This window comes from Vibrio sp. Scap24, assembly GCF_013394185.1.
Lineage (GTDB): Bacteria > Pseudomonadota > Gammaproteobacteria > Enterobacterales > Vibrionaceae > Vibrio > Vibrio pomeroyi.
In genome coordinates, this window is record NZ_CP041333.1 from 1,364,055 (window position 1) to 1,389,019 (window position 24,965).

General features: G+C 44.4%; 22 protein-coding genes and 1 riboswitch. Of the genes, 4 read left to right on the top strand and 18 right to left on the bottom strand.

Annotated elements, in window-relative coordinates:
- Nucleotides 1-51: 51 nt before the first annotated feature.
- Nucleotides 52-669: a thiamine phosphate synthase gene (thiE, locus tag FLM53_RS21515; protein WP_176679476.1), complete on the bottom strand. Its 618-nt coding sequence runs from the start codon at nucleotides 667-669 to the stop codon at nucleotides 52-54.
- Between the two features lie 261 nt (nucleotides 670-930).
- Here thiE and FLM53_RS21520 point away from each other — a divergent pair, with 261 nt between their 5' ends.
- The gene (locus FLM53_RS21520; RefSeq protein ID WP_176679475.1) at nucleotides 931-2,874 is read left to right on the top strand and encodes a methyl-accepting chemotaxis protein; all 1,944 of its coding nucleotides are present in this window, start codon (nucleotides 931-933) and stop codon (nucleotides 2,872-2,874) included.
- Between the two features lie 136 nt (nucleotides 2,875-3,010).
- Here the strand turns inward: FLM53_RS21520 and thiM are convergent, their stop codons facing one another.
- The 11 genes from thiM to FLM53_RS21575 form a co-directional block, all read right to left on the bottom strand.
- Nucleotides 3,011-3,796 carry a hydroxyethylthiazole kinase gene (thiM, locus tag FLM53_RS21525; RefSeq protein ID WP_176679474.1) on the bottom strand — a complete coding sequence of 262 codons (786 nt, stop codon included), beginning with the start codon at nucleotides 3,794-3,796 and terminating at the stop codon, nucleotides 3,011-3,013.
- 29 nt (nucleotides 3,797-3,825) lie between these two features.
- The gene (tenA, locus tag FLM53_RS21530) at nucleotides 3,826-4,506 is read right to left on the bottom strand and encodes a thiaminase II (protein WP_176679473.1); all 681 of its coding nucleotides are present in this window, start codon (nucleotides 4,504-4,506) and stop codon (nucleotides 3,826-3,828) included.
- A gap of 8 nt (nucleotides 4,507-4,514) precedes the next feature.
- A complete protein-coding gene (locus tag FLM53_RS21535; protein WP_171731433.1) occupies nucleotides 4,515-5,471 on the bottom strand; it encodes an ABC transporter substrate-binding protein in 957 nt (318 codons plus the stop codon).
- Nucleotides 5,472-5,591: 120 nt separating this feature from the next.
- The gene (locus FLM53_RS21540) at nucleotides 5,592-6,407 is read right to left on the bottom strand and encodes an ABC transporter permease (protein WP_176679472.1); all 816 of its coding nucleotides are present in this window, start codon (nucleotides 6,405-6,407) and stop codon (nucleotides 5,592-5,594) included.
- Nucleotides 6,400-7,179, bottom strand: a complete 780-nt coding sequence (locus FLM53_RS21545) for an ABC transporter ATP-binding protein (protein WP_176679471.1) — start codon at nucleotides 7,177-7,179, stop codon at nucleotides 6,400-6,402. The genes FLM53_RS21540 and FLM53_RS21545 overlap by 8 nt, the downstream gene beginning before the upstream one ends.
- Nucleotides 7,169-8,053, bottom strand: coding sequence for a bifunctional hydroxymethylpyrimidine kinase/phosphomethylpyrimidine kinase (thiD, locus tag FLM53_RS21550; protein WP_176679470.1), 885 nt, complete (start codon nucleotides 8,051-8,053; stop codon nucleotides 7,169-7,171). The genes FLM53_RS21545 and thiD overlap by 11 nt, the downstream gene beginning before the upstream one ends.
- Nucleotides 8,054-8,151: 98 nt before the next feature.
- Nucleotides 8,152-8,263, bottom strand: a riboswitch (TPP riboswitch).
- A 98-nt stretch (nucleotides 8,264-8,361) separates the two neighbouring features.
- Complete coding sequence (locus tag FLM53_RS21555) at nucleotides 8,362-9,279, bottom strand: DMT family transporter (protein WP_176679469.1); 918 nt, start codon at nucleotides 9,277-9,279, stop codon at nucleotides 8,362-8,364.
- Between the two features lie 77 nt (nucleotides 9,280-9,356).
- On the bottom strand, nucleotides 9,357-10,097 hold the full coding sequence (locus tag FLM53_RS21560; protein ID WP_176679468.1) for an AraC family transcriptional regulator: 741 nt from the start codon (nucleotides 10,095-10,097) through the stop codon (nucleotides 9,357-9,359).
- 173 nt (nucleotides 10,098-10,270) lie between these two features.
- Complete coding sequence (locus FLM53_RS21565) at nucleotides 10,271-11,299, bottom strand: DUF4382 domain-containing protein (RefSeq protein WP_176679467.1); 1,029 nt, start codon at nucleotides 11,297-11,299, stop codon at nucleotides 10,271-10,273.
- A 421-nt stretch (nucleotides 11,300-11,720) separates the two neighbouring features.
- Nucleotides 11,721-11,972, bottom strand: a complete 252-nt coding sequence (locus tag FLM53_RS21570) for a DUF2999 family protein (RefSeq protein WP_004731647.1) — start codon at nucleotides 11,970-11,972, stop codon at nucleotides 11,721-11,723.
- A 107-nt stretch (nucleotides 11,973-12,079) separates the two neighbouring features.
- Nucleotides 12,080-13,177, bottom strand: coding sequence for a YdcF family protein (locus FLM53_RS21575; RefSeq protein ID WP_176679466.1), 1,098 nt, complete (start codon nucleotides 13,175-13,177; stop codon nucleotides 12,080-12,082).
- Nucleotides 13,178-13,674: 497 nt separating this feature from the next.
- Between FLM53_RS21575 and FLM53_RS21580 the strand changes: the two genes are divergently transcribed.
- Nucleotides 13,675-14,349, top strand: a complete 675-nt coding sequence (locus FLM53_RS21580; protein WP_176679465.1) for a glutathione S-transferase family protein — start codon at nucleotides 13,675-13,677, stop codon at nucleotides 14,347-14,349.
- Between the two features lie 334 nt (nucleotides 14,350-14,683).
- Nucleotides 14,684-16,228, top strand: a complete 1,545-nt coding sequence (locus tag FLM53_RS24085) for a ParB-like protein (RefSeq protein ID WP_256099317.1) — start codon at nucleotides 14,684-14,686, stop codon at nucleotides 16,226-16,228.
- A 201-nt stretch (nucleotides 16,229-16,429) separates the two neighbouring features.
- Here the strand turns inward: FLM53_RS24085 and FLM53_RS21595 are convergent, their stop codons facing one another.
- From FLM53_RS21595 to xylB, 5 genes are all read right to left on the bottom strand, one after another.
- Nucleotides 16,430-17,068 (bottom strand): hypothetical protein, encoded by a 639-nt coding sequence (locus tag FLM53_RS21595; protein WP_176679464.1) that lies wholly within the window; start codon nucleotides 17,066-17,068, stop codon nucleotides 16,430-16,432.
- A gap of 42 nt (nucleotides 17,069-17,110) precedes the next feature.
- Nucleotides 17,111-17,683, bottom strand: a complete 573-nt coding sequence (locus FLM53_RS21600; protein WP_176679463.1) for a hypothetical protein — start codon at nucleotides 17,681-17,683, stop codon at nucleotides 17,111-17,113.
- Between the two features lie 113 nt (nucleotides 17,684-17,796).
- A complete protein-coding gene (locus FLM53_RS21605; RefSeq protein ID WP_176679462.1) occupies nucleotides 17,797-18,144 on the bottom strand; it encodes a hypothetical protein in 348 nt (115 codons plus the stop codon).
- Nucleotides 18,141-18,521 carry a DUF2335 domain-containing protein gene (locus FLM53_RS21610; RefSeq protein WP_176679461.1) on the bottom strand — a complete coding sequence of 127 codons (381 nt, stop codon included), beginning with the start codon at nucleotides 18,519-18,521 and terminating at the stop codon, nucleotides 18,141-18,143. Before FLM53_RS21610 ends, FLM53_RS21605 begins: the two co-directional genes overlap by 4 nt.
- 947 nt (nucleotides 18,522-19,468) lie before the next feature.
- A complete protein-coding gene (gene xylB, locus FLM53_RS21615) occupies nucleotides 19,469-20,920 on the bottom strand; it encodes a xylulokinase (RefSeq protein WP_176679460.1) in 1,452 nt (483 codons plus the stop codon).
- 233 nt (nucleotides 20,921-21,153) lie between these two features.
- On the opposite strand from xylB, the gene FLM53_RS21620 reads away from it, so the two are divergent.
- A complete protein-coding gene (locus FLM53_RS21620) occupies nucleotides 21,154-22,365 on the top strand; it encodes a DNA-binding transcriptional regulator (protein ID WP_218113446.1) in 1,212 nt (403 codons plus the stop codon).
- 136 nt (nucleotides 22,366-22,501) lie between these two features.
- On the opposite strand, the gene FLM53_RS21625 is transcribed toward FLM53_RS21620, so the two are convergent.
- On the bottom strand, nucleotides 22,502-24,913 hold the full coding sequence (locus FLM53_RS21625) for a glycoside hydrolase family 3 N-terminal domain-containing protein (RefSeq protein ID WP_176679459.1): 2,412 nt from the start codon (nucleotides 24,911-24,913) through the stop codon (nucleotides 22,502-22,504).
- Nucleotides 24,914-24,965 lie beyond the last annotated feature (52 nt).

The window sequence follows — 24,965 nt, forward strand, 5'->3', positions numbered from 1 at the left end:
AACTAGAAAACAAATGACAAGTCTCATTTGTTTTCTAGCCTATTCCCCCCTTCACTCTCCCATTAGGGACAGCAAATCCTGCGTCGCTTGTTTCGGATCTTCTGCGTGACATATCGCTGATACCAATGCCAATCCATGAATGCCCGTTTCAGTCAGCTGAGGAATGTTCGATTCGTTGATGCCGCCAATCCCGACAATCGGAAGCTTGGTTGTCTCCAACGCCATTTGAATGCCTTCATAACCCCAGTGTTTCTTTAGATTTGTTTTGGTCGGTGTCGCAAACAGCGCACTAAGGCCAATGTAATCAATCGGCAAGCTATCGGCTTCTTGTAGCTGCTGCTCTGTCTCAATCGATAAGCCAAGAATCTTATCCACGCCAATCAGCTTGCGTGCTAACTCAGCAGGCATATCCGATTGCCCCAAGTGCAAACCATCGGCATCAACGGCCAATGCCACATCGACTCGGTCATTAATGATCAATGGCACACCGGTTCCAGCTAAAATCGATTTAACGGCTTTTGCGCGCTCAATGAACGCTCTTACGTCCCCATGTTTTTCTCTTACTTGAACCATAGTGACGCCACCAGCAACTGCTTGTTCAACCACGAACTTAAGCGTTTCTAAATCTTGTTGGTCGTCAGTCACCAGATAAAGTTTATAAGGGTTCATCGCGTACCTTTGAAGTCGATTTCTAAAATTGGTTTTCTGCCATTTTACCGACAAATCACATCCTATGCATGGAAGTTAGCACTTAATTCCTTAAGTTAGGCGGGGGAATTCAAATACGCAACTCGTTGAAAGCATATCGAAAAACCTGAATTTTTTAACAAAAGCGTTACTTATTACACAAACTATTCGCTTTAGCATGCCCAGAATGCTGTTTTATGAAATACTCCCCTATGAAGGAATCAGGTAAATATAGGGATAGTTATGCGCCACCTTTCTATAGCGCTCAAGATCAAGCTGGGTTATGCCATCTGCTTGCTCTTTTTCGTCATTTCAGGCCTTGTGAGTTACAAAGGTATTCAAACCTTGTCGAACGGCTTTAGCCAATACAGTGAACTCAGCCACAAGGCGACATTGTCAGGCAACATTCAAGTGCACTTTCTTCAGATGCGTTTAGCCTCTGAACGTTACTTAGAGTCATTGGATGATCAATATGAAGCGAATTATCAATCGAGCAAACTTGCGATTGATGAACTGCTGAACAACTTAATCCAAACCACCACCAATACTGATAGCTTGTCGAGCCTGCAATTAGTGCAAGACAGCGTTGCGGCGTTTGATGCGGCTTATGGTTCAATGAAACAGAGCCAACTGCTCATTGACCAGTTAGTTAACGTGGAAATGGTCACACGAGAAACCAACGCACTAAAAGCGGCTCAGAGCTTGTTGTATGAGTCTTACAACAACAACGATCCAAACGCGAGCTTGTACGCTGGCATGTTGATGGAAAACTTCCTCGCCGCCAAGATCACTGTGCTGAGTTACTCAAACAACAACGACCTCAAAACCTATGAAGCCGGTAAAGACATTTTTGAATATGCTCTGCCAGGTATCGAAGGCGATATTGAATCTCTAAAATCATCTCCTTATCAAAGTGAACTGATTGAAGATTTCTCTAACCAACGTGAAGCGTACGCGAAAGGCTTTGAGCAAGTTCACCAGCAGATGATTGAGAATACCCAAAGGACCGCTACCCTCGCCTCTATTGGTGATAGCTTGGCTATTTCGGTAGCTGATGCTCAGAGCATTCTCGAACAACAGAAACAAGCGCTAACACCAGAGTTGCAAGCCAGTGAAAAGCGCTCGATTCAGATCATCATTTTGCTTACTGGTGTTGCTTTGGTTATCGGTATGACAAGCGCCGTGTTGGTGACTCGTTCTATCACCAAAGGTATCGCACAGGTTAAACAGATCACTAATGAGCTTTCTCAAGGTAACCTAAATGTTGAAGTAAACATTGAGAGCAAGAACGAGATTGGCGAACTGCTGACTAACATGGAGATCACCATTGAATCTCTGCGCGATATCGTAGGCCAAGTGAACCGCTCTAGTGGACGTATTGGTGAGATGTCTGAATCACTTAACCAAGTGACCAATAACAGCTCGACCAATGCAACTCAGTTGAACAGCGAAATGATAAACATCTCATCCGCGGTTGACCAACTGGCTTCAAGCACATCAGAAATTGCTTCAAGTGCTAACCACGCCTCTCAAGTTGCGAACCAAGCGACCGAGAATGTTGCGATGGGTCTGAAAGAAGTCGATAAAACACTGCATGAGATTGGCAGCGCCGATGAAAGCATGCAGGTCAGCAGCCAGAAAGTGACCGACCTACACAAAGAGTCGATGAACATTGGCGCTATTCTTGAAGTAATCAAAGGCGTTTCTGAGCAGACCAACCTGTTGGCATTGAATGCCGCGATTGAAGCTGCACGTGCGGGTGAACAAGGTCGCGGATTTGCCGTAGTAGCCGATGAAGTAAGAACGCTCGCTAAACGTACTCAAGACTCTGCTAGCCAGATTGATGAGCTCATCACCTCGCTGCAGCGTGGCGCTAAAGATGCGTTAGAGTCGATCAAAGAGAGCCACAGCACGGTTTCTGATGCTTCAACTCAGGCACAGCAAGCTTCTCAGAACTTACATGTGATTAATCAACACATCCAAGATCTGAATCAGGCCAACAGCCAGATCGCAGTGTCGGTTGATGAGCAGGATCGTCTTACCAAATCACTGGGTGAAAATGCGCAAGGTGCCAATACCATCGCGCAAAGTAACCAAGAGTCAGTCAGCAGCATTTCAGGTGCAGCAAGCGACTTAACTGAAGTTGCGCATCACCTAGAGAGCCAAGTGAATCGTTTTAGAACCTAGCCAGCCAGTCTATACACAGCTGACACAGTTCCAAACCAATAATAAAAAGCCCCCAGCACATAAGTGTCGGGGGCTTTTCTTTATCTTAAGAGTTTTAAGTTAGGCCTCTAACTTGTGGCTTAGAGTTAGATTAAGCCTACTGAATCTTCAATCGTTGAATCAGCGTCTCTTCATCTAATTGATACAACTCATCAAGCAAGTTCATTTGCAGGCTACCCGGGCCGCGTGAGTTTTCAGTTGCGATTTCACCAACCACACCTAATACCGCTGCTGCCGCCAAACCACTTTCATCACCCACAGCTGCAAATGCGCCCGTCAATGCCGTTAAGGTACAACCCATGCCAGTGACATAGGGCATCATTGGGTGTCCATTGTTTAACGTCACCACGCTGTCTTTGGTGACAACGTAATCTGTCTCACCAGAAATCACCACATTTGCACCGTATTCAGCCACTAAGCACTGTGCAGCGCCTAATGCAGCATCACTGCTATCAAGCGCATCCACACCTTTGCTCTGCGCTTGTTCGCCCGCTAATGCGATAATCTCAGACGCATTACCACGAATGATCAACTTATCCGCTAAACGTGCGATTTCACGAGAAGTCTCAGTACGCAGCGTACTTGCGCCACAACCCACAGGGTCAAGCACCACCACCTTGTTGTTCGCGTTAGCTTGTTCAACAGCAAAACACATTCTTGGTGCCCAAACACTATCGAGCGTGCCGATGTTAATCACCAAAGCGCCAGAGAAAGACATCATCTCTGCCAGCTCTTGTTGCGAGTGCGCCATGATAGGCGAAGCGCCAATCGCCAATAACGCATTGGCCGTGTTGTTCATTACTACATAGTTGGTGATGTTCACAACCAACGGTTTTTGCTCTCGAACTGCGCGCAGTGATTGGATGATTTGTTCAGTTAGCATGGATTAATCCTTATTCGTGAAAGTCGCTTTTAAGCCGCTGTTGAGTCATCAAGAGCATTCAGACCTTGCTGCCAGAAAGCCACTTCCATACGTGTTGCGGTTTTGAAGATATGAACGATGTTCTGACCACGCTCGCTGTTGATATCAATTTCAGCCAGTAGCTGATTGAAATACTCAGCACCCGTTGCCACGCCAGATTGGAACTCTTGTCCGCCGTAAAGCTGTAACCAACTCGCGTATGGGTTGCCTTCTAAAACAGTATCACTGCTTTCTAACAGCGCTTTACCAATCACGGCATAACCAATTGAACATGGAGCCAGTGCTGCATATAAGTCGACAAGATCACCCGTCATACCCGCATCTAGAACGTAGCGCGTGTAAGCCACTGTGCCGAAATCTTCAGGTTCGTTTTCTAAATCCGATTCCGTTAAACCCCACTGACCACAGTAAGTCACGTGGTGTGAAATTTCAGAATCTAACAGCGCATGAACACTTGGCAATGCACGACGCATATCTGCCAAAGTTTTAGCTTTGTAAATCGCCAATGCATAAGCGCGAGCATACTGCTTCAAAAACAGAAAATCTTGCTTCAAGTAATGCAGAAAACACGGCTGAGCCAGAGTGCCGTTTGCCAGAGTTTTAACAAAATCATGCTCGGTGTAGTCTTGCCAATCTTGCTGACAGGCTTGGATTAAGTCTTGGTATTTCATGAGATTCCTTAGTCAAAAGTCGGTACGTAATCTGCGGCTTTTGGTAGTGATTTGATGATGCCTTTGTCGAACATGAACTGCGCATAATCATCATAACGCTTCATGTCTACAGCAGAAGGGCGAAGTGCAAAACGGGTCAGTGTGTCGTTCCACGCGCGTTGGTTAAGTTCGTTGTTCAACGTATCTGGTGAATACGCCACAAACTCACTCCATGAATCTTGTGGGTGGTTCACAATGTAAGTCGTTGCTTGCTCAAGTGCTTTGTTGAACGCTTTGATTGCTTCGTCGTCGTGTTTCTTTGCGTTTGCCACAAAAATCAGCTCATCGTAAGCGGGCACACCGTGCTCTTCAGGGAAGAAAGCTTTGGCTTTAAAGCCTTCAAGCGCAAGTTGGTTAGTTTCGAAGTTACGTAAGCCACCCCAGATTGCGTCTACCTTGCCCGATGCCAGTGAAGACGACAGTGCCCAACCTACATTGATGGTTTGCACGTCGGTAAACTCAACGTTTTCTTGAGCCAGCATGGTGCCGATCGTCGCTTCTTCGTTACCCGCAATCGCGATACCGATCTTCTTACCTTTCAAATCCGCTAACGAATCGTTCTTGCCGTTGTCCAAAACCATTAGTGTGTTCAGTGGTGTCGCGATAAGGGTTGATGCACGAACCAGAGGCAAGCCTGCAGCGACATCCATGGTTAAACTTGGTTGGTAAGTGACTGCGAGGTCGACCTTACCTGCTGCAACCAATTTTGCAGGCGTGCTTGGGTCGGCTGGCTCTTGGATTTCAACCTCTAGACCTTGGTCAGCAAAGTAACCACGCTCCTGAGCAATCACAATTGGACCGTGGTTCGGATTCACAAACCAATCCAGCATCAGTGTCAGTTTCTTTTGTTCAGAATCCGCCAATGCATGACCTGACACTAGCGAAGCAAGCAGTGCCACTGCACCTACCAATTTGGTGTTTTTCATAGTTAACCTTTCCTTTTGAATATTATTATTGTGTTTGTCGATCTAATTTCTAACGAGGTGTTGTTTAGATAAATAGCCTTGAGAGAAGCTTTATTAAACAAAGAGTTATTGAGCGAACCATCACTGGTTCTCCCAAGGGATAGCTTTTTTGAGTAACTTATCTGTGATGAAGTAAAGCGAGATAGATAGCACCGCCAAGATAAACAAGGCCGCAAACATCTCATCAATGATCATGCGCGCGTTGGCTTGCAACATTAAATAACCTAGTCCTTCACTCGAACCCACCCACTCGCCAACAACCGCGCCAATTGGAGCAATAACCACAGCGACCCGAATGCCGGACGCTAATGTTGGCAGTGCAGCAGGCAGTTGGATATGACGAAGCAGCTGCCATTTCGAGGCGCCCATCGTCTTCGCGAGATCAAGATAACCCGTCGGTGTATTACGCAGGCCGTCGTAGCAACAAGTCGTTACAGGGAAGAAGATAATGATTGCCGCCATCACCACTTTGGAGGCGATGCCATAGCCAAGCCACAGCATCAGTACTGGCGCAATCGCAAATACAGGAATCGCTTGGCTGGCAATCAAGATAGGCAACAACCAACGTTTCAATGGATCAAACATCAACATCTGTAGGGCGAAAAACAGCCCCATAGACAAGCCCAGCAATAGCCCAAGTAAGATCTCTTGCGCGGTCACCCAAGTGTGTTTGAGTAACACATCGTAGCGTTCAATCAGTTTAAGGAAGACTTCTGCGGGAGCTGGCAGAATGAAGCTTGGCATCTCGAAAAGAACCACCACCATTTGCCATAAACCAAGAATCACAGCACTGCTGATGACCAAACGCATCACGGGGTTCATCTGGCGAGGATGTGCTGTACTCGCCTGTGCGTTTGTTGAGCGAGCCACAGCTTCACTTCGCGTTAGATCATTCATAATCACGCTCCAACTGATCTAAGATGGCTTGTTGCAGCTCGGCGCACTCACCATCTAGCACTCGTGGCGTTGACGTGTGAGGTACTGACAAGGAGTGAGCACTCGCAGGCGTGCCTTGCAACACATACAAGTTATCCGCCAAACGCACCGCTTCTTGTGGATCATGGGTAATCAACACAACGGTTTTATTTCTTAACAATTCACACGCTAAGGTCTGTAACTTGTGTCTTGTTACCGCATCCAGCGCAGAGAAAGGTTCGTCCATCAACACGACAGGCTTGTCTTGCATTAAAGTGCGAGCCAAAGCAACACGCTGGCGCATACCGCCAGACAATTGATCCGGCATCGTATCCGCGTAATCAGCCAAACCAACCGATGCCAGCAACTCTAATGCTTGGTTGGTTTGAGCTTGTTTAATGGATGCTTGGCTTTGATGCTTATCTGCGGAATTTTGAAAGCGATGACTCAAACACACATTGTCGATAACTGACAACCACGGCAGTAACAGATCTTGCTGCGCCATGTAAGCGATGCGATCGGTGAGAGGCAGTTCATCAGACGTTGCCAATGTGCCCTGCCATTCAACTTTGTCATCGAGTAAACCCGCGAGGTATCGCAATACCGTGGTTTTCCCGCAACCACTGCGACCAAGTAACACGGTCCATTTACCTGCGTTTAGGCTAAGTGACAGCCCCGACAAGGTCGCGTGTTCGCTGTCTCGGTAACGCAGAGTAGCATTACTGAGTTGAACACCAATCGTATTAACGGACATTACCGTGCCCAACGAAGAAGTGATTTACCGGGCCATGACCTTGACCAACTTGAAGTTCATCAGCATGAGCAATCGCGCGTGAAATGTATTGTTTACCTAGGTCGACAGCCTCTGGAAGCGTGTTGCCTTGAGCCAAGAAAGAAGCGATCGCAGAAGAGAGCGTACAACCCGTACCATGGGTGTTTTTGGTAGGAAAACGCTTCGCGCTAATCAGAGCAGATGTGGTTGGCAGAATCAGTAAGTCGTTACTGTTTTCATCTTTCTCCAAGTGACCGCCTTTTAGCAGGACGGCTTTAGCACCTAAAGCGCGCAGGTCTTCAATCATATCCTGCATTTCCGCTTCGCTTTCAGGCACAGCTTTACCTGTAAGTGCTGCACCTTCTGGCAAGTTAGGGGTAATGATGTCTGCGAGCGGAATCAGCTCCTGTTTTAGCGTGGTGATAGCCGAGTTTTCTAAAAGAAGGTCGCCACTTGTCGCAACCATTACAGGGTCAATCACTAGGTGTTTAGGCTGGTATTGTTTGATTTTGTCCGCGACAACTTTGATGATTTGCGAATCCGCCAACATGCCAACTTTTACCGCTACGATATTCAAATCGGTAAACACTGCATCTAGCTGGCTAGCGACATGCTCAAGCGGGATAGGGAAAATGGCTGACACGCCTTGGGTGTTCTGAGATGTAATAGCGGTAATTACCGAACAAGCGAAACTACCCGTTGCAGACATGGCTTTAATATCAGCCTGAATGCCCGCGCCGCCGCCACTGTCAGAACCCGCAATGGTCAAGACAATCGGAGTATTGATCGAAGAAGATTGGTTTTCTGGTGTTTGAATGATGCTAGGTGATACTTGAGAATTGGAAAGCTGTGTCATGGTCGCTCCTACTGTCTAAAAGACGTAAGAGAACCGAACTTTGGCCGCAAAGAGAGTGTGGAGGTGAAACCAATGAGAGATCATTGTTGAACCACGTAGGCAAAGTAATCATAGTTCCCTACGCCAGTGTTAACTGAATCAGGTTCAACGGGTCTCGAATAACGATCTCAGCAAACACCAACTAAGGTATATGCCCCCCGACTATTGATAACGATAGTAACAGCACTCTCGCAACTGAGATACTCATTTTATTCAATTATAAGAATCACGCATGAATTTAATTCAATTAATCTCGCTTTAACAAATGCTTATAACGGCTTTTTAGCAGGCTGAGATTGGATGAATAAACACATCACTATCAAGAACATACCCAACCATCCTGCCAATGGAATCAACTCTCCCACAATACACACGGCGAGAACCGCGGCAACAACTGGCTCAAGTAAGGTAATCAAGTTAGCGCTACTCGCGGTGACATGTCGTAGCCCAAAACTGAAAGCGATATAGCCCAAACATTGAGGAAGTAACACCAAGTAACTCACCACCAATATGTTGGCATTCGATGCGAACAGGTTATCCCCTGTAAACCACAGCGTTGGTAGCAACAACATCGCTCCCAACCCAAATATGCTGCCCATTGCCGCTTGTGATTTAATGCCTTCGTCTATCAGAGCTTTTGTCGCCCACGAATAAATGGCGTAACACAACCCAGCAACCAACCCCAACCCAATACCCAAAAGCTTCAGGTCATCACCAGATTCACTCACCGATGATGATTCTGAAAACACCAGCAACCCAATACCAACCACGCCAATGGCAAAGCTCGTGAGCCAACGTTTGTTAATATTATTCTTTTTGCTAATAAGACACTCTAAAAGTGCAGAAAAGAACGGAGCAGTAGCTATCGACACCACCGTACCCATCGCGACACCCGATAATTTCATCGAAGAGTAGAAAGCCAAAGGATAAATAGCCAGAGCCAACGCACTCACCGCTAACAGCTTTTGGTTGAGCAAAAGCTTATCAAGTGAAGATAAGATCTTTCGATACGCTAAGCCCGCTTGCATTAAGCCGCCGACGCCCATTGAAAATGCACCAATCGCTAATGGACTGAGATCAGGCGCAAAGCTTGCGGCCGTACCTGTCGTGCCCCATAAAACAGAAGCAAACACGATGGCTAAAGTGCCCGTTTGGAATTCGTTAACGCGATTGATGGCAAGATTCATTGCTATTACCTAGTCTATTTTCATTTCTGAAATAGATAATAGTGAACATACGCTAGATTGAGTTTGCCAAAAGGACGCTATTCTTGTTTTGGAAGACTCTCTTTCATCGAGCCCAAAAACGCCCTTGGAGACATGCCAAAGTGATGAGAGAAGCGTCGACTGAATGCAGACAAGTCGCTATAACCCACATTTTCTGCGACCAATTGAACGGGTAAATCGGTATGGCTTAGCAAGGCTTGCGCTTTCTCCATACGATAGCGAGTGATGTATTTAAGCGCACTGATTCCAATACACTCTTTAAAGCGTTTCTTAAACTGAGTTGGGCTCAAACATGCCGTTTCTGCAAGCTGAGAAATAGAGAGAGGTTGGGCGTAATTATCCGCAATGAGTCTTTGCACCGCTCGAATACGAGGGTCGATACTTTTACTCACTTCTTGTTGCTCTAACAGCAGTGAAAACACATCCAAAATGGATGACTCAATGCCACTGTCGACTTGATATTCCAACTGCTTTTCAACGAACAGCAAGAAGCTCATTAAAGGTGGAGTAATAGTAAACACCGAGAGCTCATGCTCTAACAAGTGCTGCGGTAACTCCATCATATCTGCAACAATAAACCGTGCTGCTTCATCCGCCTTAAACGCATGCGCTGTGGTGACTGGAATCACCACACATTCACCGACAGAAACCTTGCCAACATACCCCACCATTTCAATGCTAATACTCCCCTGAATGGGCAACACCAGTTGATGGTAACCATCATGGGCATGAGTATTAAATTGCTTGGTGTAAGATCGAATGCTTAAGCTAGATTTCATGAGCAACGCCGGAGTACATTTCGCTAGATTAAAGTAATAGAGACAACGTTACATTATCACTTCCCTAGAGTCACACTCAATGCTCACCAAATTCATGTTAGCTAGGTAACAAGATCAAAAACGGCCTCTAAATGAGAGGCCGTTTTTATGAAAAATCGTTATTCACATCAAAGTTAGAATGACACTTGGCTGTCTTGACCAACAGTGACTTGCACGCTGTTTTGAGCATCATAGATTTCGAACCCTGCGGCTAATGGTGCTGCATTGTCTTCATCACTGTCATGCTGCGCAGTACAGGTATAGCCTAATGAGTAACTGCCAGGATCGATGAAGCCCAGAGAGAACTCATAGTTTGTCTGTGCTTGATTCATTGTCACTGATGCTGAAGTAATCGGTTTCACTTCATCACTGCCGCCGATTGGTGCCATGTCAGCTTTGTCGACATCGCCTTCATACAGATAAACCGACTGAACGAACGTGTTATCGTCTGTAGGATTACAAGCTTCGAAAGTTGTGGTCGCTACAGTACCTTCAATGTTTCCTGTCTCAACCGTATTGATAAGGCTCACAGACGTTCTTTGAATGGTGTAATCAGGGAAAGTCGAACTGTTCTTTAAGCCTCGTCGAAGATCGAACTCGACAACAAAATCGTTACTCTGCTGGTTCACATCGAATGAGTTGTTGAAGTACAGCACGCCAGCGTTGTCTTCTTTACCCACACCTTGCGGGCACGCACCTTCACCTTTCACCGTTAACTCACGATTCGTATCATCATTTTCTATCACGTAAGATGGATCTGTTGGATGATCACCATCATTGGCGAACACACACAACTTATAGCTACCTACTGGAACTACCTCATTTTCAATCAAAGGGAGCGCATCGCTGCCTTGGTAATCCAACAAATTCACACTTAACGGAATAGGAGCTGCGCCATCAGGTAATGGATCGCCGTTCTCATCAACGTAATCGCCATTTTCGTCCGTTTTATATACATCATAAATCAGTGGCGAACCTCCTCCTTGGGGAAGTAAAGCGACCTTACTGAATGTCACCGTCACATCTTTAACATCATCGACCGGCGCATCACTCACGCTCAAGGTAATTGGCGTCGTGCTGCTTGATGATCCTGAATCACCGCCACAACCGACAAGCCCAGCCAGCACAAGGCTCGCTAAAGCGGTTTCCTTTAAATACTTCATAACTCATTTCCTATAAATCACTGCTCAATAAAGGACTTAGTTTGTTGCCCTCTTATTCTTTTCCTTAATGTGGCTCATAGAAGAACAGCGCTTGTACCAAAATCGGTTACCCCTATTATTTAGGGGTATCTCCATCCAAAAACTCTGTTCATCAAGGTGCACATATCAGGTCGCACATAGGTTAATTAAGTCTAGTAAGTAAATTGTCAATAGTCGCACGTGTTTGGCAAGATTGCTGTCAATTGTGTTGAAATAGTCGGTGTGTATGGAGTCAGATAAGATAATTGAAAGCAACTCAACCAAAGCCCCAAACTACCACCAAGATCAAAAAAGGCCGTCAAGACAGCCTATTGCTGAACTTAAACGACCTTTTCATTGAATTTTGATTAAGCCAAGACGATATCAGCTCATTCAAATTCTCTTATTTTTGAAGTTGCTCTTTAGCGGCTTCAACCTTAGAAAAATCTAGGCCAAGCTCTTCAACTGCTTCTTTGATTAGCGCAGGGTTTTGCATTACCTGACCCATCAGCATTTGAAGCTTATCTTGTGGTAAACCAAGTTGGCTGATCGTCGCCATTGCTGCAAGAGGGTTCTCGGTCAACGTTTTGAATAGCTCGCTGATCTGCTCGTCGCTAATATTGTTCTCTTTCAACATTGCTAAAATCGGGTTCATTTTTTTGCCTTTGAAACACTAAATTAAGTAGGAGCACAGCATACCATCTAGCTGTGCTCGATTGTACTAGCAACTTATACTTTGCCTACTGTGAAATAACGCTAAGCCTAGCGAGACTCTAATGGGTAAGAGCGGTAGCTCCACATCCCATACGTTCTAAGAGCATCACGGTAGATACCTAGTAGCTCACCATCACTCGCCTTCTTAAGATCTGCGAGTGGCTTGTCTGGGTAAGAAACCGTATCGAAGGTAATACCCTGAGGGCCGGTTTGCCAGCTAGCGATTTCAAACAGAGTTTGACCACGACGAACATGGCTTGCCGAGCTGATAATAGTCGCGTGCTTAATATCATGACGAGCAAGTGCATAGCTACTGAACAAGGCATTCCCAACCGTACTGGTCGCGTAGTTCTCTTGGATGATGCGATCTTTGCTTACCCCTTTCTCGATAAGCCAATCCGCCATTAACTTACCTTCAGTCTTGTGGTTCTTCGGCACGCCACCTGTTAACACGATCATCGCATCTGGGTTCGCTTTAGCCATCGCCAATGTTGTCTCAAGACGCTCAATCAAGATCTGATGCATAGAGCCATCTGGATTAAGTGCGTAACCCAAAGTAACGATAGCGCCATGATCATCGAGTAAGCCTTTATCTGCAGATTCTTTCAACGGTGTTTCTAATACGCGGTCGACCGTAGCAAAAATACGTTTGATATCTTCTGCTTTGCCTTTGTTCAGGCTTTCCAGTTTCTCCATGTGCTTGTTGGATTCACTTTCATTGCCTTCAAATCGCTGCCAAACCGCAAGATAAGCATGAAGGTCAACATCATCTGGTGCAACCGTCAGCGCTTGCTCAAACAACTCAATAGCACGCTCAGCATTCTTGTTGTAGATCTGAGCGTTCGCAGCCGAGATAAGCAAATCAGTACGGTAAGGTTCTAGCTGGTACGCTTCTAACAATCGGTTAGTCACAATTTCCATGTTGCTTGGCATTTTAGCCGTGAAGCCCGCGTGAGAAATTCTTGCCGGAGACTTAAACGCCTGCAACGCATCAAGAAGTAATTGGTCGACAACTTGTCGCTTAGTCACCAACTGCGCGTAATCCGCAGAAGCCTGTACTGCGCCATCGTTAGCTGCAAAAGAAAATGGAGTTGCGCCAAAAGCGAGCATGCCACCAAGAGCGAGGGCGATAATGTTCTTTTTCATGGAAAGATCCTGTGTCGTTAAGTGTTCACATCAGATTTGCTCACCAATGTAAGTCTCTAAGATTAAAAAACCGTGAAGCACACCTGAATCTCTAACGTTTATATTCATTTGTTGCATAAGGTGTGGCAGCAGATCACGATTTTGAACTTACCAATAAGTCTGTATATCCAGACAATTCTGGTTTGAAGCAGTACTCTACAGTTATGTTGGAATATCTGACTGCAGATTCCATACACCCACTCCCGCCACAAACCACCCATGACAAATCCGAACTCCGCATAAAACAACGTATCAAAGAAGCAGCTTTAAGCTCATTTTTTCAACGACTTAAAATCCAACACACTGAATCGCGCGGTTTTACCCCTCGTTCAAATAACGAGGTCTTCAACACATAGATTTGGAATGCGAGTCTGCAGATTTTCAAATAATTTAAAATCAATTATTGAACGGTCGTTCAAGTGGTGCTTTAATGAATTATCAATACAAGGAGTTACCCCATGCTTAAGTTCTATTTTCACCAAACACCAAACCCAATGAAGATCGCTCTGTTTCTAGAAGAGACAGGCCTAGATTTTGAACTCGTTCCCGTTGATACCTTAAAAGGCGAACAACACACGCCGGAATATCGCTTAATAAACCCAAACGGAAAAACACCAGCTATCGAAGACGAAGGACAACGTGTGTTCGATTCGAACGCTATCCTTCTGTACCTATCAGAGAAGACTGGCAAGCTAGGTGGGCAACCTGAAGACAGAGCCGAACTGCTCTCTTGGATGATGTTTATTGCGAGTGGGCTTGGTCCATACTCTGGCCAATCGGTACACTTCCGTCATGCTGCACCAGCAGGCCTAGACTATGCTGTGAACCGTTACCTACGAGAAGCGCAACGTCACTATGAAGTGCTAGAAAAGCATATGGAAGGTCGTGAGTTTATCGTCGGAAATGAGTACACAATTGTCGATGTCGCTGCATGGGGCTGGATTGATAAAGCACCTGTCGTGCTTGGTGAAGAAGGCTTAGAACCATACCCGAATTTGAAGCGCTGGTTTAACGCAATTAACACTCGCCCAGCCGCACTACGTGCCCGCGAAACCGGCAAAGGTGTTGAATTTAAAACCGAACGTGATGAAGAAGCGAAACGAGCACTGTTTCCTTCGAATTACGCGAAGTAGAAAAATTGAAAGTTAACGCTCTGCTGAGTGATAGCTAAAACTCAAACATAAAGAGCCGCTAAAAAGCGGCTCTTTATGTTCAAATCATATTGAAACGTCATGATTTTATAATCTACTTATCCAAAACACATTTCTGGACAAAACTGTTTTATAGGTCTTACTAAATTAGCACTTAACGGATTACCTAAGGTATAGCAAAGCCTTTAGTCGGTAGGCCGAAATCAGTCACCCACGATAGAACGGCTGCAACATCTTCTTTATCAAAGTGAAATATTGATGTCATGATTGCATATTAATTTAGCGCATAATTTTTATTCTATATATAGAAGGACTTATGAAAAAGACTGGGATTTTTGCCACGATTGGCGCTCTGGCTATCTTCGCTTTACCCACTCACGCAAGCAATGTATCTGAAGGCGATGTTATTAAGCTTGGTCTCCATGAGTTAAAACCAACTCAACCATCTGTGGGTTATGATCAAATTATGTACAAGCTGGGTCGTTACCAATTTGACGAAGAAAAGATGTTCGATGAAATCTGTGAAGCCAATGGCCAAAAAGGCATAGCGAGCATCAAAGACCAAGCACACCCGAATATTCCTTCGACTTTCACCTGTGAAATGGAAATAGGTGCACGTAAACACGACATGAAGACAGTGGTTATCGCACCCAACGATGAATACTACCTGACTGACGGTCACCATACGTTCAATGTGTTCTACCGTATGTCACAAGGTGGCGCATCATTCAATGTGAATGTGGTGGTTGATAAAGATTATCGCAACCTCAAAAACATGGATGCGTTCTGGAACCAAATGGTAAAAGACGGTAATACATGGCTGTTTGATAACAAAGGCGAAGCGATTAGCTATCAACAACTTCCAACCTCTCTTGGGCTAACCAACTTTGCTAACGATCAATATCGCTCACTGATGTACTTTTCTCGTGATGTGTGCTGGAACAAGCCAAATCAGCCAGTCCCGTTCTTAGAGTTCTACTGGTCTAAAGAGGTACGTAAAGCGATTGATGCTGCAGAGTTCGATCTAAATTCTACCGAAGGTTACGCAAAGGCAGTCAATGCGGTCAGCAACCATATCCTATCTATGGATACCAACAACGTTGGTGGCTCAAACCTTTCCGTTGAGCAGATGGGGCAATTTAGCGCATATAACCAAAAAGGCTTCGATAAACTGTTCAAAGAGCGCGGTAAAGTTGACTATATGCTGCGTTACAAAACAACATCTACCGCCAATGGTTTAAGCTATGACTTAGCAGCGGCATCAGCCCCTGCACTAAAGCAATTAGACCAATTTACCCTTGAAGCAAACTCAAGCTTTAATGATTACCCAGCAGCTTCTGCTGATGGCATTGTCAATGCAATTGTAGAGATCCCAACAGGTACTTCCGCTAAATGGGAACTAAGCAAAGACAATGACAAGCAAGTTATCTGGGAACACAAAAAAGGCGAACCACGCGTGGTTAACTACCTTGGATACCCAGGTAACTACGGCTCTATCCCACGTACTGCACTACCAAAAGAGTTGGGGGGTGATGGCGATCCGTTAGATGTGATTGTTCTTGGTCAGTCTGTACCACGAGGGGAAGTTGTTCCTGTACGTCTGATCGGTGTGATGAAAATGCTAGATGATGGTGAGCAAGACGACAAACTCGTGGCTGTTCTCACTAACGATTCACCATTTAAAGATATTGCTTCGCTAAACGAGCTAAACGCTACCTACCCAGGTGTTCAAGACATCGTTGGTCTATGGTTTGAAAACTACAAAGGCCCAAGCGGTGGTATGGAACTGCAAGGCTGGGGCGACGACGAGGAAGCCAACAAGATCCTTAATGCAGCAAGAAAACACTACGCTGTGAATTAAACTTCGATTTGATTATTGGAATTTGATTTAAGCCCTCATTGCGTTCCAATGAGGGCTTTTTTTGAAGCTGTGGGAATGTAGCTACATATACTGGATTTATGAAGCTTTTGGACAAAAGCACGTTAGAGTATGGGTTCTAACGTGGGAGATTTGGATTAGAAAAAGTATCTTGAAACCTTAAACGTTTGTTATGTTGATTTTTCACTTATGTCCCAACCTAAAAAGCATAGGTTTCCACACTGTTTCATCATAAGGAATACCGCTAGAAGAACAACATGCTTTAGCCAAATCCTCACTAGTTGTACTTTTTGAAAAGGTGAAACGCTCTTTTTCGGTGCTTAATTTTTTAAGATGGAAGATTGCCTGAGTTACATCAACTAGGAGAAGCCCTGTGTAATAACTTATCTTTTTCGAAGAGTTTCGCTCTTCAGAATTATCCATGGTGTGACTATTCAACATCCACGAATCTACATATTCGTCGCGTTTTTCGTTGTTTTTAACAAGGCTTCTAATTACTGGACGTAGGCGAACTATGAGCTTCCTTTGTGTAGGAGTTACGAGTTTGTCGGTGCTCGCCAGTTCGATTACAAGTGCATCAATTAACGAAAGATCCAAAAATGGCAAGCCAGAATATTGCTCCCTCAATGGCTCTTGGTATTCTCCTACTAAGGTTGGAAACCAATTCTCTAGCGTGCCTGATAGATACTCAAACTCGTTGTAAAACGCTGATTCTAATCTTTGTGTTCTTTGTTTATTGTTTTTATCGGTAAATAGATAGCTAGCAAGAGCGCCTACTACAGCGCCAATTAGTGCACTAACTACAGCAATAAACCACTCCATTTATCAGGTCCTCACAAGTTTATAAAGCAACATAACGCCTTGTTATATATTTTTTACGCCAGAAATTCTTGCCATAAAGTCATTTAAATTATTTTGTAATTCTTTATATGCTTTTATTGATGCATCATATGCTTCTTGATGATCTATCGCATCGTGTTCTACTGCTTCAGAAATCCAGTCATTTTTTTCTTTAGAAGACTTAAGGCTACTAATCAATTCTTTATTCATTAATGTGCGATAAACATTTAACACTTTCTCTTGATCATTTTTAAAGGCCTCATACACCCCCTCTTTTGGCTTAGGGCCTCGTGGGGATTCATTAATACCGAAACTGCGATTATATTCGACTTCCGAGTAATACTCAGAAGCATAAATAACCAAAGACAAGGAATGAGCTAAATTTAAAAGCATATCCTTATTTATTTCCCAAATTCGGTCATTTCTTTGCTTAGCTATTGAATCAAAGTGAATTGCAGTAGCGACAACGGTAGCTATTGCAATCACAATATTTGTTATCAAAGCCATATCGATATTAACATCAGAAACAAGAATGGCTACTAGAGAAATAAAAGAGAAAAAAGAACCTACAATCACCCCCAATATAAATTTAAACACGCATACTCCGAAATATATAACGCCAAGCTAACGTGACCAAAACCTTGGCTACACTTTTGCGAAGCGAAAATGCCAAGCGTTTTGGGTCACAGTTAAGCGCCTTGTTAGAAGAATTATTTAGCCTTATTGGGCCTATATCCCCATACAAAAACACCGGCAATACCTGCGATTGGGGTTAAAACAGCAGCCAGAGGAACGAGATCTGCTTTTTCATGTATTGCAAACGCACATAATGCCAAGGATGACAATGCTAAGAATGTACCTGACATGACTGTAAGAATTCGATAGTTTCTTAGATGCCGTTGATCTATTAATTTTTCACTTTCCTGATTGCTAACAGCAGTAAGATAGTTCTTATATTCTTGTCGCCAAAGTTCTAAGTGTTTAGCAGCCTCTTCCGGGACTAATTTGTTAAGCTCGTTTAAAACATCGGTTGATAATGGCTCAGGACGACTGTTCATTCATTCTTCTCCGAGCTTGAATTACGGCTTAATACATACGCTGCGACTATACCTGCAATGATTGAACTACCTAAAATACCAGCTGCAATTTGAGCTCCTTTAAAGGCTAAAAGCACAGTACAGGCTATTGATACCAAAGAAATTATAATTGCAAAGAATTGCCCCCTTTGAACTTCTCTCCTATGCTCTTCGATTGCTTTAAGATGCATTGCTTCTTTATGAAGCAACTCTGATTCAGCCATTCTTAGTATGCGTTCAGCCATACCTGGAGATATTTTTTCGTATTCGTTTAATAATTCTGGAGGCGGAAGAGGCCCCTGATATAAATCAGAGTATTCATCTACACTGTTTCCGTTTTTCGGTTTAGATTCTTCCACTAAAACTTTCCTATTCTTCTAACATTTTAATAACGTGCCAGCACGAATTTATGTATTCAGCATATCTCAAGAACCCTATCTAACCAACTGAAAATTATGCATATAATTAAGATTGAATCTAATTTCTAGTTGAAAACCGTGCAAGCACATATCGCTTCCAATTCAAGGCATGTTATCAATCAAAAACTTCCCTTTAGTTCTCTATTATTCAATAGCTTAGACATAGTTGAACAACATATTCGTGCGTAAGTGTGATTGAAGGTTAGTCTGTTATGGATTAGAACATTTAGCTACATTGTCGGAACTCTAGGCATGAGGAAAAGTAAGGCAAGTTGCAGGGTTTGAAACTGAGTTCAATCCCTCTCTGGCTCACTTTGGGGCAATAATGTGTTGGGTGAACGTCTAACATTGAAACAGCTCATACACCTTGTTTTACCCACCTTTAGTAAGGAATTTGATCGGTGATATAGGTGTAGGCTGCCCATCAAAAATCTCTTTATAAGTCCCAAACAAAAAGAGCCGCTAAAAAGCGGCTCTTGATTTTCAAACTATTTGTTGAAACAACCATAACGTGATAACAATTAATTCATTAAAATCATAAACTTAATCTAAAAACAACCATATCTTGATATCGCATAAAACAACCATAAGTTGATATTTTTGTGAATTATACATTTCAGTCAAACTACAGCAGTAAGAAAGTTACTTTCATTAAACCAATCTAGGCAGGCTTAAATTTTATGATTAACCAATAAGTCTTCAAACACACTTCTGGACAAATTGAGTTATATAGGTGACTAAATTAGCGTTTGACAGATTGCTTGAGGTATAGCACAACCTCTAATGTAGTGACCAATTCCACTTATCCACTACACTGTTGGTGAAGCAAAGAGTATCATCGTATGAAGATACTCTTAGTTCACTTGAAAAGCTTTGCTTAACTTAAGTTAGAACAACGACTTTAGTTTAGGATATAGAGCTTGATAAACATCGCGTTTCGCTTTGTAGTAAATTCGCTTATCTTCGTTAGGTTCGTGACGTTGTACCAACTCTGGTACCGGACATACTTCATTTAGGTCCGCTTCAGGTTCTACCCCAAGAACAGCCAAACGTGCCGCGCCAAGTGCAGGGCCTACATCACCACCTTTGCGATATACCAATGGCATTCCTACGATATCAGCCAGCATCTGACGCCAATACGCGCTGCGTGCGCCACCGCCAATCAATGACACCTCTTCTGGAATCATTTTAGTCACATGCAGAGCATCAAAACCATCTGCAAATGCAAAACCAACACCTTCTAACACAGCTTGAGCAAGCTCTAACCTTGTCGTTGAATGCGTCATGCCAAAGAACACACCTTTTGCATTCGGATCGTTGATTGGTGTTCTTTCTCCCGATAAGTAAGGAAGGAACACAACATTTGAATTAATGTCTGCACCTACTTCAACCTCTTCTAACATGCTACCTACATCGTCAAAGCCCGTGAGTTCAGATACCCACTTCAAGCACGACGCTGCACTGAGAATCACCGACATTGTATGCCAAGTATTTGGTAGCGCATGACAGAAGCTATGCAATGCAGATGCTGGGTTTGATACAAAACCATCACTGACAGCGAAGTAAACTCCTGATGTTCCTAGAGATAGCATTGCCTGACCCGGCTGAGTGATACCAACACCAACCGCACCTGCTGCGTTATCTCCTCCACCAGCGATAACAGGAACACACTCCATTCCCCATTCATCGGCAATCGTTTGAGTTAAGTGGCCGGTAATCTGGTTACCTTCCACCAGTCGAGGCATATGAGTACGACCTAACCCTGTAGCTGCGAGCATTTCATCACTCCAGTTACGGGCATTCACGTCTAACCAGCATGTACCTGCAGAATCTGACATGTCTGACGCAAAATCATTCGTCATTTTAAAACGTAGATAGTCTTTAGGCAGAAGCACTTTATCGATCTTAGCGAACACCTCAGGCTCATGGTTAGCCACCCATTTCAACTTTGGTGCGGTAAAGCCAGGCATAATGATGTTACCCGTGATCTGACGACTCTCCGGAACCAAGGCTTCAAGCTCTTGACACTCTGCTTCGCATCGACCGTCGTTCCACAAGATAGCTGGGCGCAGTACTTCACCGTTCGCGTCTAATAATGTTGCACCGTGCATTTGACCTGAGAGGCCTATCGCTTTTACTTTTTTAAGATCAACTTGCTCACTTAAGCTCTTGATCGTTTGTGCTGTTGCTTCCCACCAATCATTTGGATTTTGCTCAGACCAAAGTGGCTGGGTGCGCGAAACAGATAGCTCAACCGTTTTAGACGCTAGAATTTCACCCTCTTTAGACATCGCGATCGATTTTACACCCGATGTACCTAAATCGATTCCAATATACATATGCATAACCTCTTTTCGTAATTCGAGCTCAAAATGTGACATGTAATGACTCAAATATGCTTCAGTTCAATTTCTTGATTCCAAGTATCAACATTGACAATACTCAGCTCAATTACGTTATTTCATAGTCAAATTAACGGATTTCACGACTGAGTGAGAGATCACACCATGCGTAATTTCCCACTGATAGAATTAACAAAAACTAATAACACGAATAATAAAATTGGGTAATCATGGACAAACGCTATCAAATTACTTTGCTCTTCAATGCCAATAAGACCTATGACCGTCAGGTTATAGAAGGTATCGGAGAGTATTTACAAGCCTCACAGTGTGCTTGGGATATATTTTTGGAAGAAGATTTCGTCACTCATTTAGACAACTTCGATGCATGGCGAGGAGATGGTGTTATCGCAGATTTTGATAACCCAGACATTCAAAAGCTGCTTGCTGACTCAGACATCCCTGTCGTCGGTGTCGGGGGATCATACAGCAACGAAGATGACTATCCTGATGTCCCTTACATCGCTACAGATAATGAAGCGTTGGTCGAGCTTGCATTCCAACACTTGAAAGAAAAGGGAATTCAAAACTTCGCTTTCTATGGTTCCCCTCACAGCAATGACCGGAACCGTTGGGCGTATGAGCGTGAACTCGCCTTCAAGAAGATTGTTGAACGTGAAGGCTATTCAGGCTCTGTTTATAGAGGTAATGAAACCAACTCACATACTTGGCAATATGACATGAACCGGTTAGCCGATTGGTTACAGCGATTACCAACACCTACCGGTATTATCGCTGTTACTGACTCTCGCGCCAGACATATCCTTCAAGTCACCGAGCAAGTTAACCTTCTCGTGCCTGATAAAGTTGCCGTGATTGGTATCGATAATGAAGAACTCGCTCGATGCCTGACTCGCGTGTCATTAAGCTCCGTTGGGCAAGGCTGTCGCGAGATGGGTTATCGCTCAGCAAAAATGTTGCATAAACTTCTGGAAAATCGAGAAAAAGAGAACGAATCTGACGACCAGACTAAGGTTCGAGTACTGAAACACTCACGAATTTTAGTCCCTCCGACAAAAATCTTTGAGCGACAAAGTACAGACTTCCAAGCGCTAAAAGACCCTTACGTGATACAAGCCATGCACTTTATTCGTCACAATGCGTGTAAAGGCATCAAGGTCGATCAAGTCTTGTCTTATGTCGGTATTTCGCGCTCAAATATGGAAGTTCGATTTAAAGAGGAGCGCGGGCACTCAATCCATCAGGAAATCCACAATTCAAAGCTAAAGCGCGCTTGTAACTTACTCAAAAACTCGTCGCTGCCGATTGTCGAAGTCGCTGAACTTTGTGGGTATCCCTCTTTGCAGTATATGTACACTGTGTTCAAGAAAAACCTTGAGCAGACACCAAAAGAGTTCAGGGATCGGTCACAGCCAGAATAAACTGTTATACGTTCAAGCTAACGTTACACTGTAGCAATTAGCGTTACCTTTTAGAACGACACATCATCTGATAATTCAATAAACCCCTTAGGCAAAAGCGAAAGGGGTTTTGTGTCTTAACTAATGATTAAGTTTACTAACTCATTTCAAGTTCCGCCTGACCTTGCGTTTGGTCTAGGATCTCGCAGCAGTCGGACTCAACACAACAAGCGGTCATTCGCCAATACTTAGGCAACACATGTGTCCCTTGCTCTACATTAACTATCGTTTGATGTTCGATTTGGTTCGAGGAACGGCCAATCATGATGTCAAAGTCTCCGCCTTCTACCACTCTCTGCCCAAAACCGTTAGTGAAGTTAAGCATATCGACAGGAATGGTAAATGTGAGTTTCTTGCTCTGTCCGGCTTGTAGGCTCACTTTGTGAAACCCTTTCAGCTCTTTAACGGGCTTAACCACGGAGCACAGTTTATCTCGAACATAAACTTGCACCACTTCACAGCCATCACTCTCCCCCGTATTGGTCACCGTGACGGAAACAGTCACATCATCACTCATTAAGAGCGTGTCGCGTTGCAACTTGAATTGGCTGTAATCAAAGGTCGTATAACTCAAACCAAATCCAAAGTTATAAGCTGAACCAAAATGATACGCGATGGGAGTACCTGCACTTTTCAGTTTGTGGTTATAAAAGTATGGAACAGCGCCTACATTTTTCGGAATTGAGACCGTAAGTCGACCGCTTGGATTCACTTTACCTGTAATGATATCGACTAATGCCCTCGCCCCTTCCTGACCGGGCGCCCAACCATACAAGATTGCCGACGCTTCATCTTCAGCGCGTCCCAATTGATACGGACGGCCGCCTGTCACAAGAACGATCACAGGAACACCGGAATCAAGCAGTGTATCCAATAATTCTTGTTGCACACCTGGAAGTGCTAACGTATCCGTATCGGAACCTTCACCTATGGTTCCTGTTTGAAATAGACCCGCTAAATCACCCACACACACCACCACCGCATCACTTGCTTTGGCGACGGAAAGCGCGCCTGATATATGCGAGCTATCCTGGCTGATCGGAGAGGTCATAGCCTGCGCAACCGCGAGGTCAACATCTCCAGGGAAGACCGGAGCATTAGCTCGTCGGTCATTTAATATGTCACACCCTTTATGATAATGAACATCATCAAACTGGTGCTGGAAAGCAGTCAATAACGAGTCCAGCTCTGCCCCTTTGCTTTGCTGGTCGTTTAGGATTAAGTGAACGGGAAAGCTATAACCTCCGAGAAGCGCTAAAGGGTCATCGGCTGTTGCCCCAATGACTGCAATTTTACATTTGCTAGACAGAGGCAAAATACCATTGTTTTTCAATAATACCGCGGACTCGCTTGCCACTTGGTAGGCAAGCTTTTCACTGGTTGAGTTGCTCAAAGGTTCTGTTGGCACTTGAGTGTAAGGCTGTTCGAACAAACCCAATTCAAACTTGGTGGTGAGGATACGAGACACGATTTCATCGAGCTTATCAGTGCTTATTAACCCTTGCTCGATCGCCTCTAATACTCGCTCTGAACACTTATCATCAGGTAGTTCAATATCTAGACCTGCGTTAAATGCCAACGCTGCGGCGGATGTTGGGCTGTCTGCAATAGCATGATGGTTAGCAAGCAGTTCTATGCCGCCATAATCCGCCACCACCAAACCATCAAACCCCCATTGTTCTCGCAGTACGTCGGTAAGAAGATGTTTTGATGCATGGCAAGGTTCGCCATCAATATCATGATACGCAGGCATAACTGAGCCAGCTTTACCTAGTTTAACCGCCATTTCAAATGGCAACATGAAGGTATCATTCAGCTCTCTGAAGCCAAGATTAACCGGAGCATGGTTACGCGCGCCTTCACTGGCAGAGTGTGCGACGTAATGTTTTAGTGTGGCGTAGATATCGCGCTTAGGCCCTTGCAAACCTTTTACATAGCTGGTCGCAATGATCCCCGTATGATAAGGGTCTTCACCTAATGTCTCTTCGGTTCTTCCCCATCGAACATCTCGTGACACGTCCAATACAGGCGCTAAACCTTGTTTTGCACCGACCATTCGAACTTGTCTTCCAATGTCATCGGCAACTTGTTCGATCAACTCAGGATTCCAAGTATGGCCGTAATTTAATGATGACGGGTAAAGCGTGGCACCTTGAGACATCAGCCCAACCAAGCACTCTTCATGTGGAATAGCCGGAATGCCGAGGCGAGTTTCCTCGACCAAAAATGTCTGAAGCTGATTAAGTGCTTTTACGCCTTCATCAGCGTTCACTGTGGTTGTGCCCAAAGGGCGTGTAATTTGGCCTAATCCATATTGTAGTTTTTGCGCTAACGTACGGGATTGGCTTTTCTGCCCCATCTCTAACTCACGCTCTTGGTGGTTACCATCCTGAGAGAGTATCAACCACTGAGCGCCTAACTGAGCGACTTTTTCTTCAGTGGTCATGCGTTGAAGTAAATCAGCGACTCTAATCGAAACGGGTTGCGATGCTTGTTTGTAAATAGTCATATCTTCACCTTAATTGCGTTGATATGGCGACTATCTCCTGTTTTTTCCTCGA

Coding starts and splice junctions, on each gene's coding strand:
- thiE (WP_176679476.1), bottom strand. CDS start 669: ATGAACCCTTATAAACTTTATCTGGTGACTGACGACCAACAAGATTTA.
- FLM53_RS21520 (WP_176679475.1), top strand. CDS start 931: ATGCGCCACCTTTCTATAGCGCTCAAGATCAAGCTGGGTTATGCCATC.
- thiM (WP_176679474.1), bottom strand. CDS start 3,796: ATGCTAACTGAACAAATCATCCAATCACTGCGCGCAGTTCGAGAGCAA.
- tenA (WP_176679473.1), bottom strand. CDS start 4,506: ATGAAATACCAAGACTTAATCCAAGCCTGTCAGCAAGATTGGCAAGAC.
- FLM53_RS21535 (WP_171731433.1), bottom strand. CDS start 5,471: ATGAAAAACACCAAATTGGTAGGTGCAGTGGCACTGCTTGCTTCGCTA.
- FLM53_RS21540 (WP_176679472.1), bottom strand. CDS start 6,407: ATGAATGATCTAACGCGAAGTGAAGCTGTGGCTCGCTCAACAAACGCA.
- FLM53_RS21545 (WP_176679471.1), bottom strand. CDS start 7,179: ATGTCCGTTAATACGATTGGTGTTCAACTCAGTAATGCTACTCTGCGT.
- thiD (WP_176679470.1), bottom strand. CDS start 8,053: ATGACACAGCTTTCCAATTCTCAAGTATCACCTAGCATCATTCAAACA.
- FLM53_RS21555 (WP_176679469.1), bottom strand. CDS start 9,279: ATGAATCTTGCCATCAATCGCGTTAACGAATTCCAAACGGGCACTTTA.
- FLM53_RS21560 (WP_176679468.1), bottom strand. CDS start 10,097: ATGAAATCTAGCTTAAGCATTCGATCTTACACCAAGCAATTTAATACT.
- FLM53_RS21565 (WP_176679467.1), bottom strand. CDS start 11,299: ATGAAGTATTTAAAGGAAACCGCTTTAGCGAGCCTTGTGCTGGCTGGG.
- FLM53_RS21570 (WP_004731647.1), bottom strand. CDS start 11,972: ATGAACCCGATTTTAGCAATGTTGAAAGAGAACAATATTAGCGACGAG.
- FLM53_RS21575 (WP_176679466.1), bottom strand. CDS start 13,177: ATGAAAAAGAACATTATCGCCCTCGCTCTTGGTGGCATGCTCGCTTTT.
- FLM53_RS21580 (WP_176679465.1), top strand. CDS start 13,675: ATGCTTAAGTTCTATTTTCACCAAACACCAAACCCAATGAAGATCGCT.
- FLM53_RS24085 (WP_256099317.1), top strand. CDS start 14,684: ATGAAAAAGACTGGGATTTTTGCCACGATTGGCGCTCTGGCTATCTTC.
- FLM53_RS21595 (WP_176679464.1), bottom strand. CDS start 17,068: ATGGAGTGGTTTATTGCTGTAGTTAGTGCACTAATTGGCGCTGTAGTA.
- FLM53_RS21605 (WP_176679462.1), bottom strand. CDS start 18,144: ATGAACAGTCGTCCTGAGCCATTATCAACCGATGTTTTAAACGAGCTT.
- xylB (WP_176679460.1), bottom strand. CDS start 20,920: ATGTATATTGGAATCGATTTAGGTACATCGGGTGTAAAATCGATCGCG.
- FLM53_RS21620 (WP_218113446.1), top strand. CDS start 21,154: ATGGACAAACGCTATCAAATTACTTTGCTCTTCAATGCCAATAAGACC.
- FLM53_RS21625 (WP_176679459.1), bottom strand. CDS start 24,913: ATGACTATTTACAAACAAGCATCGCAACCCGTTTCGATTAGAGTCGCT.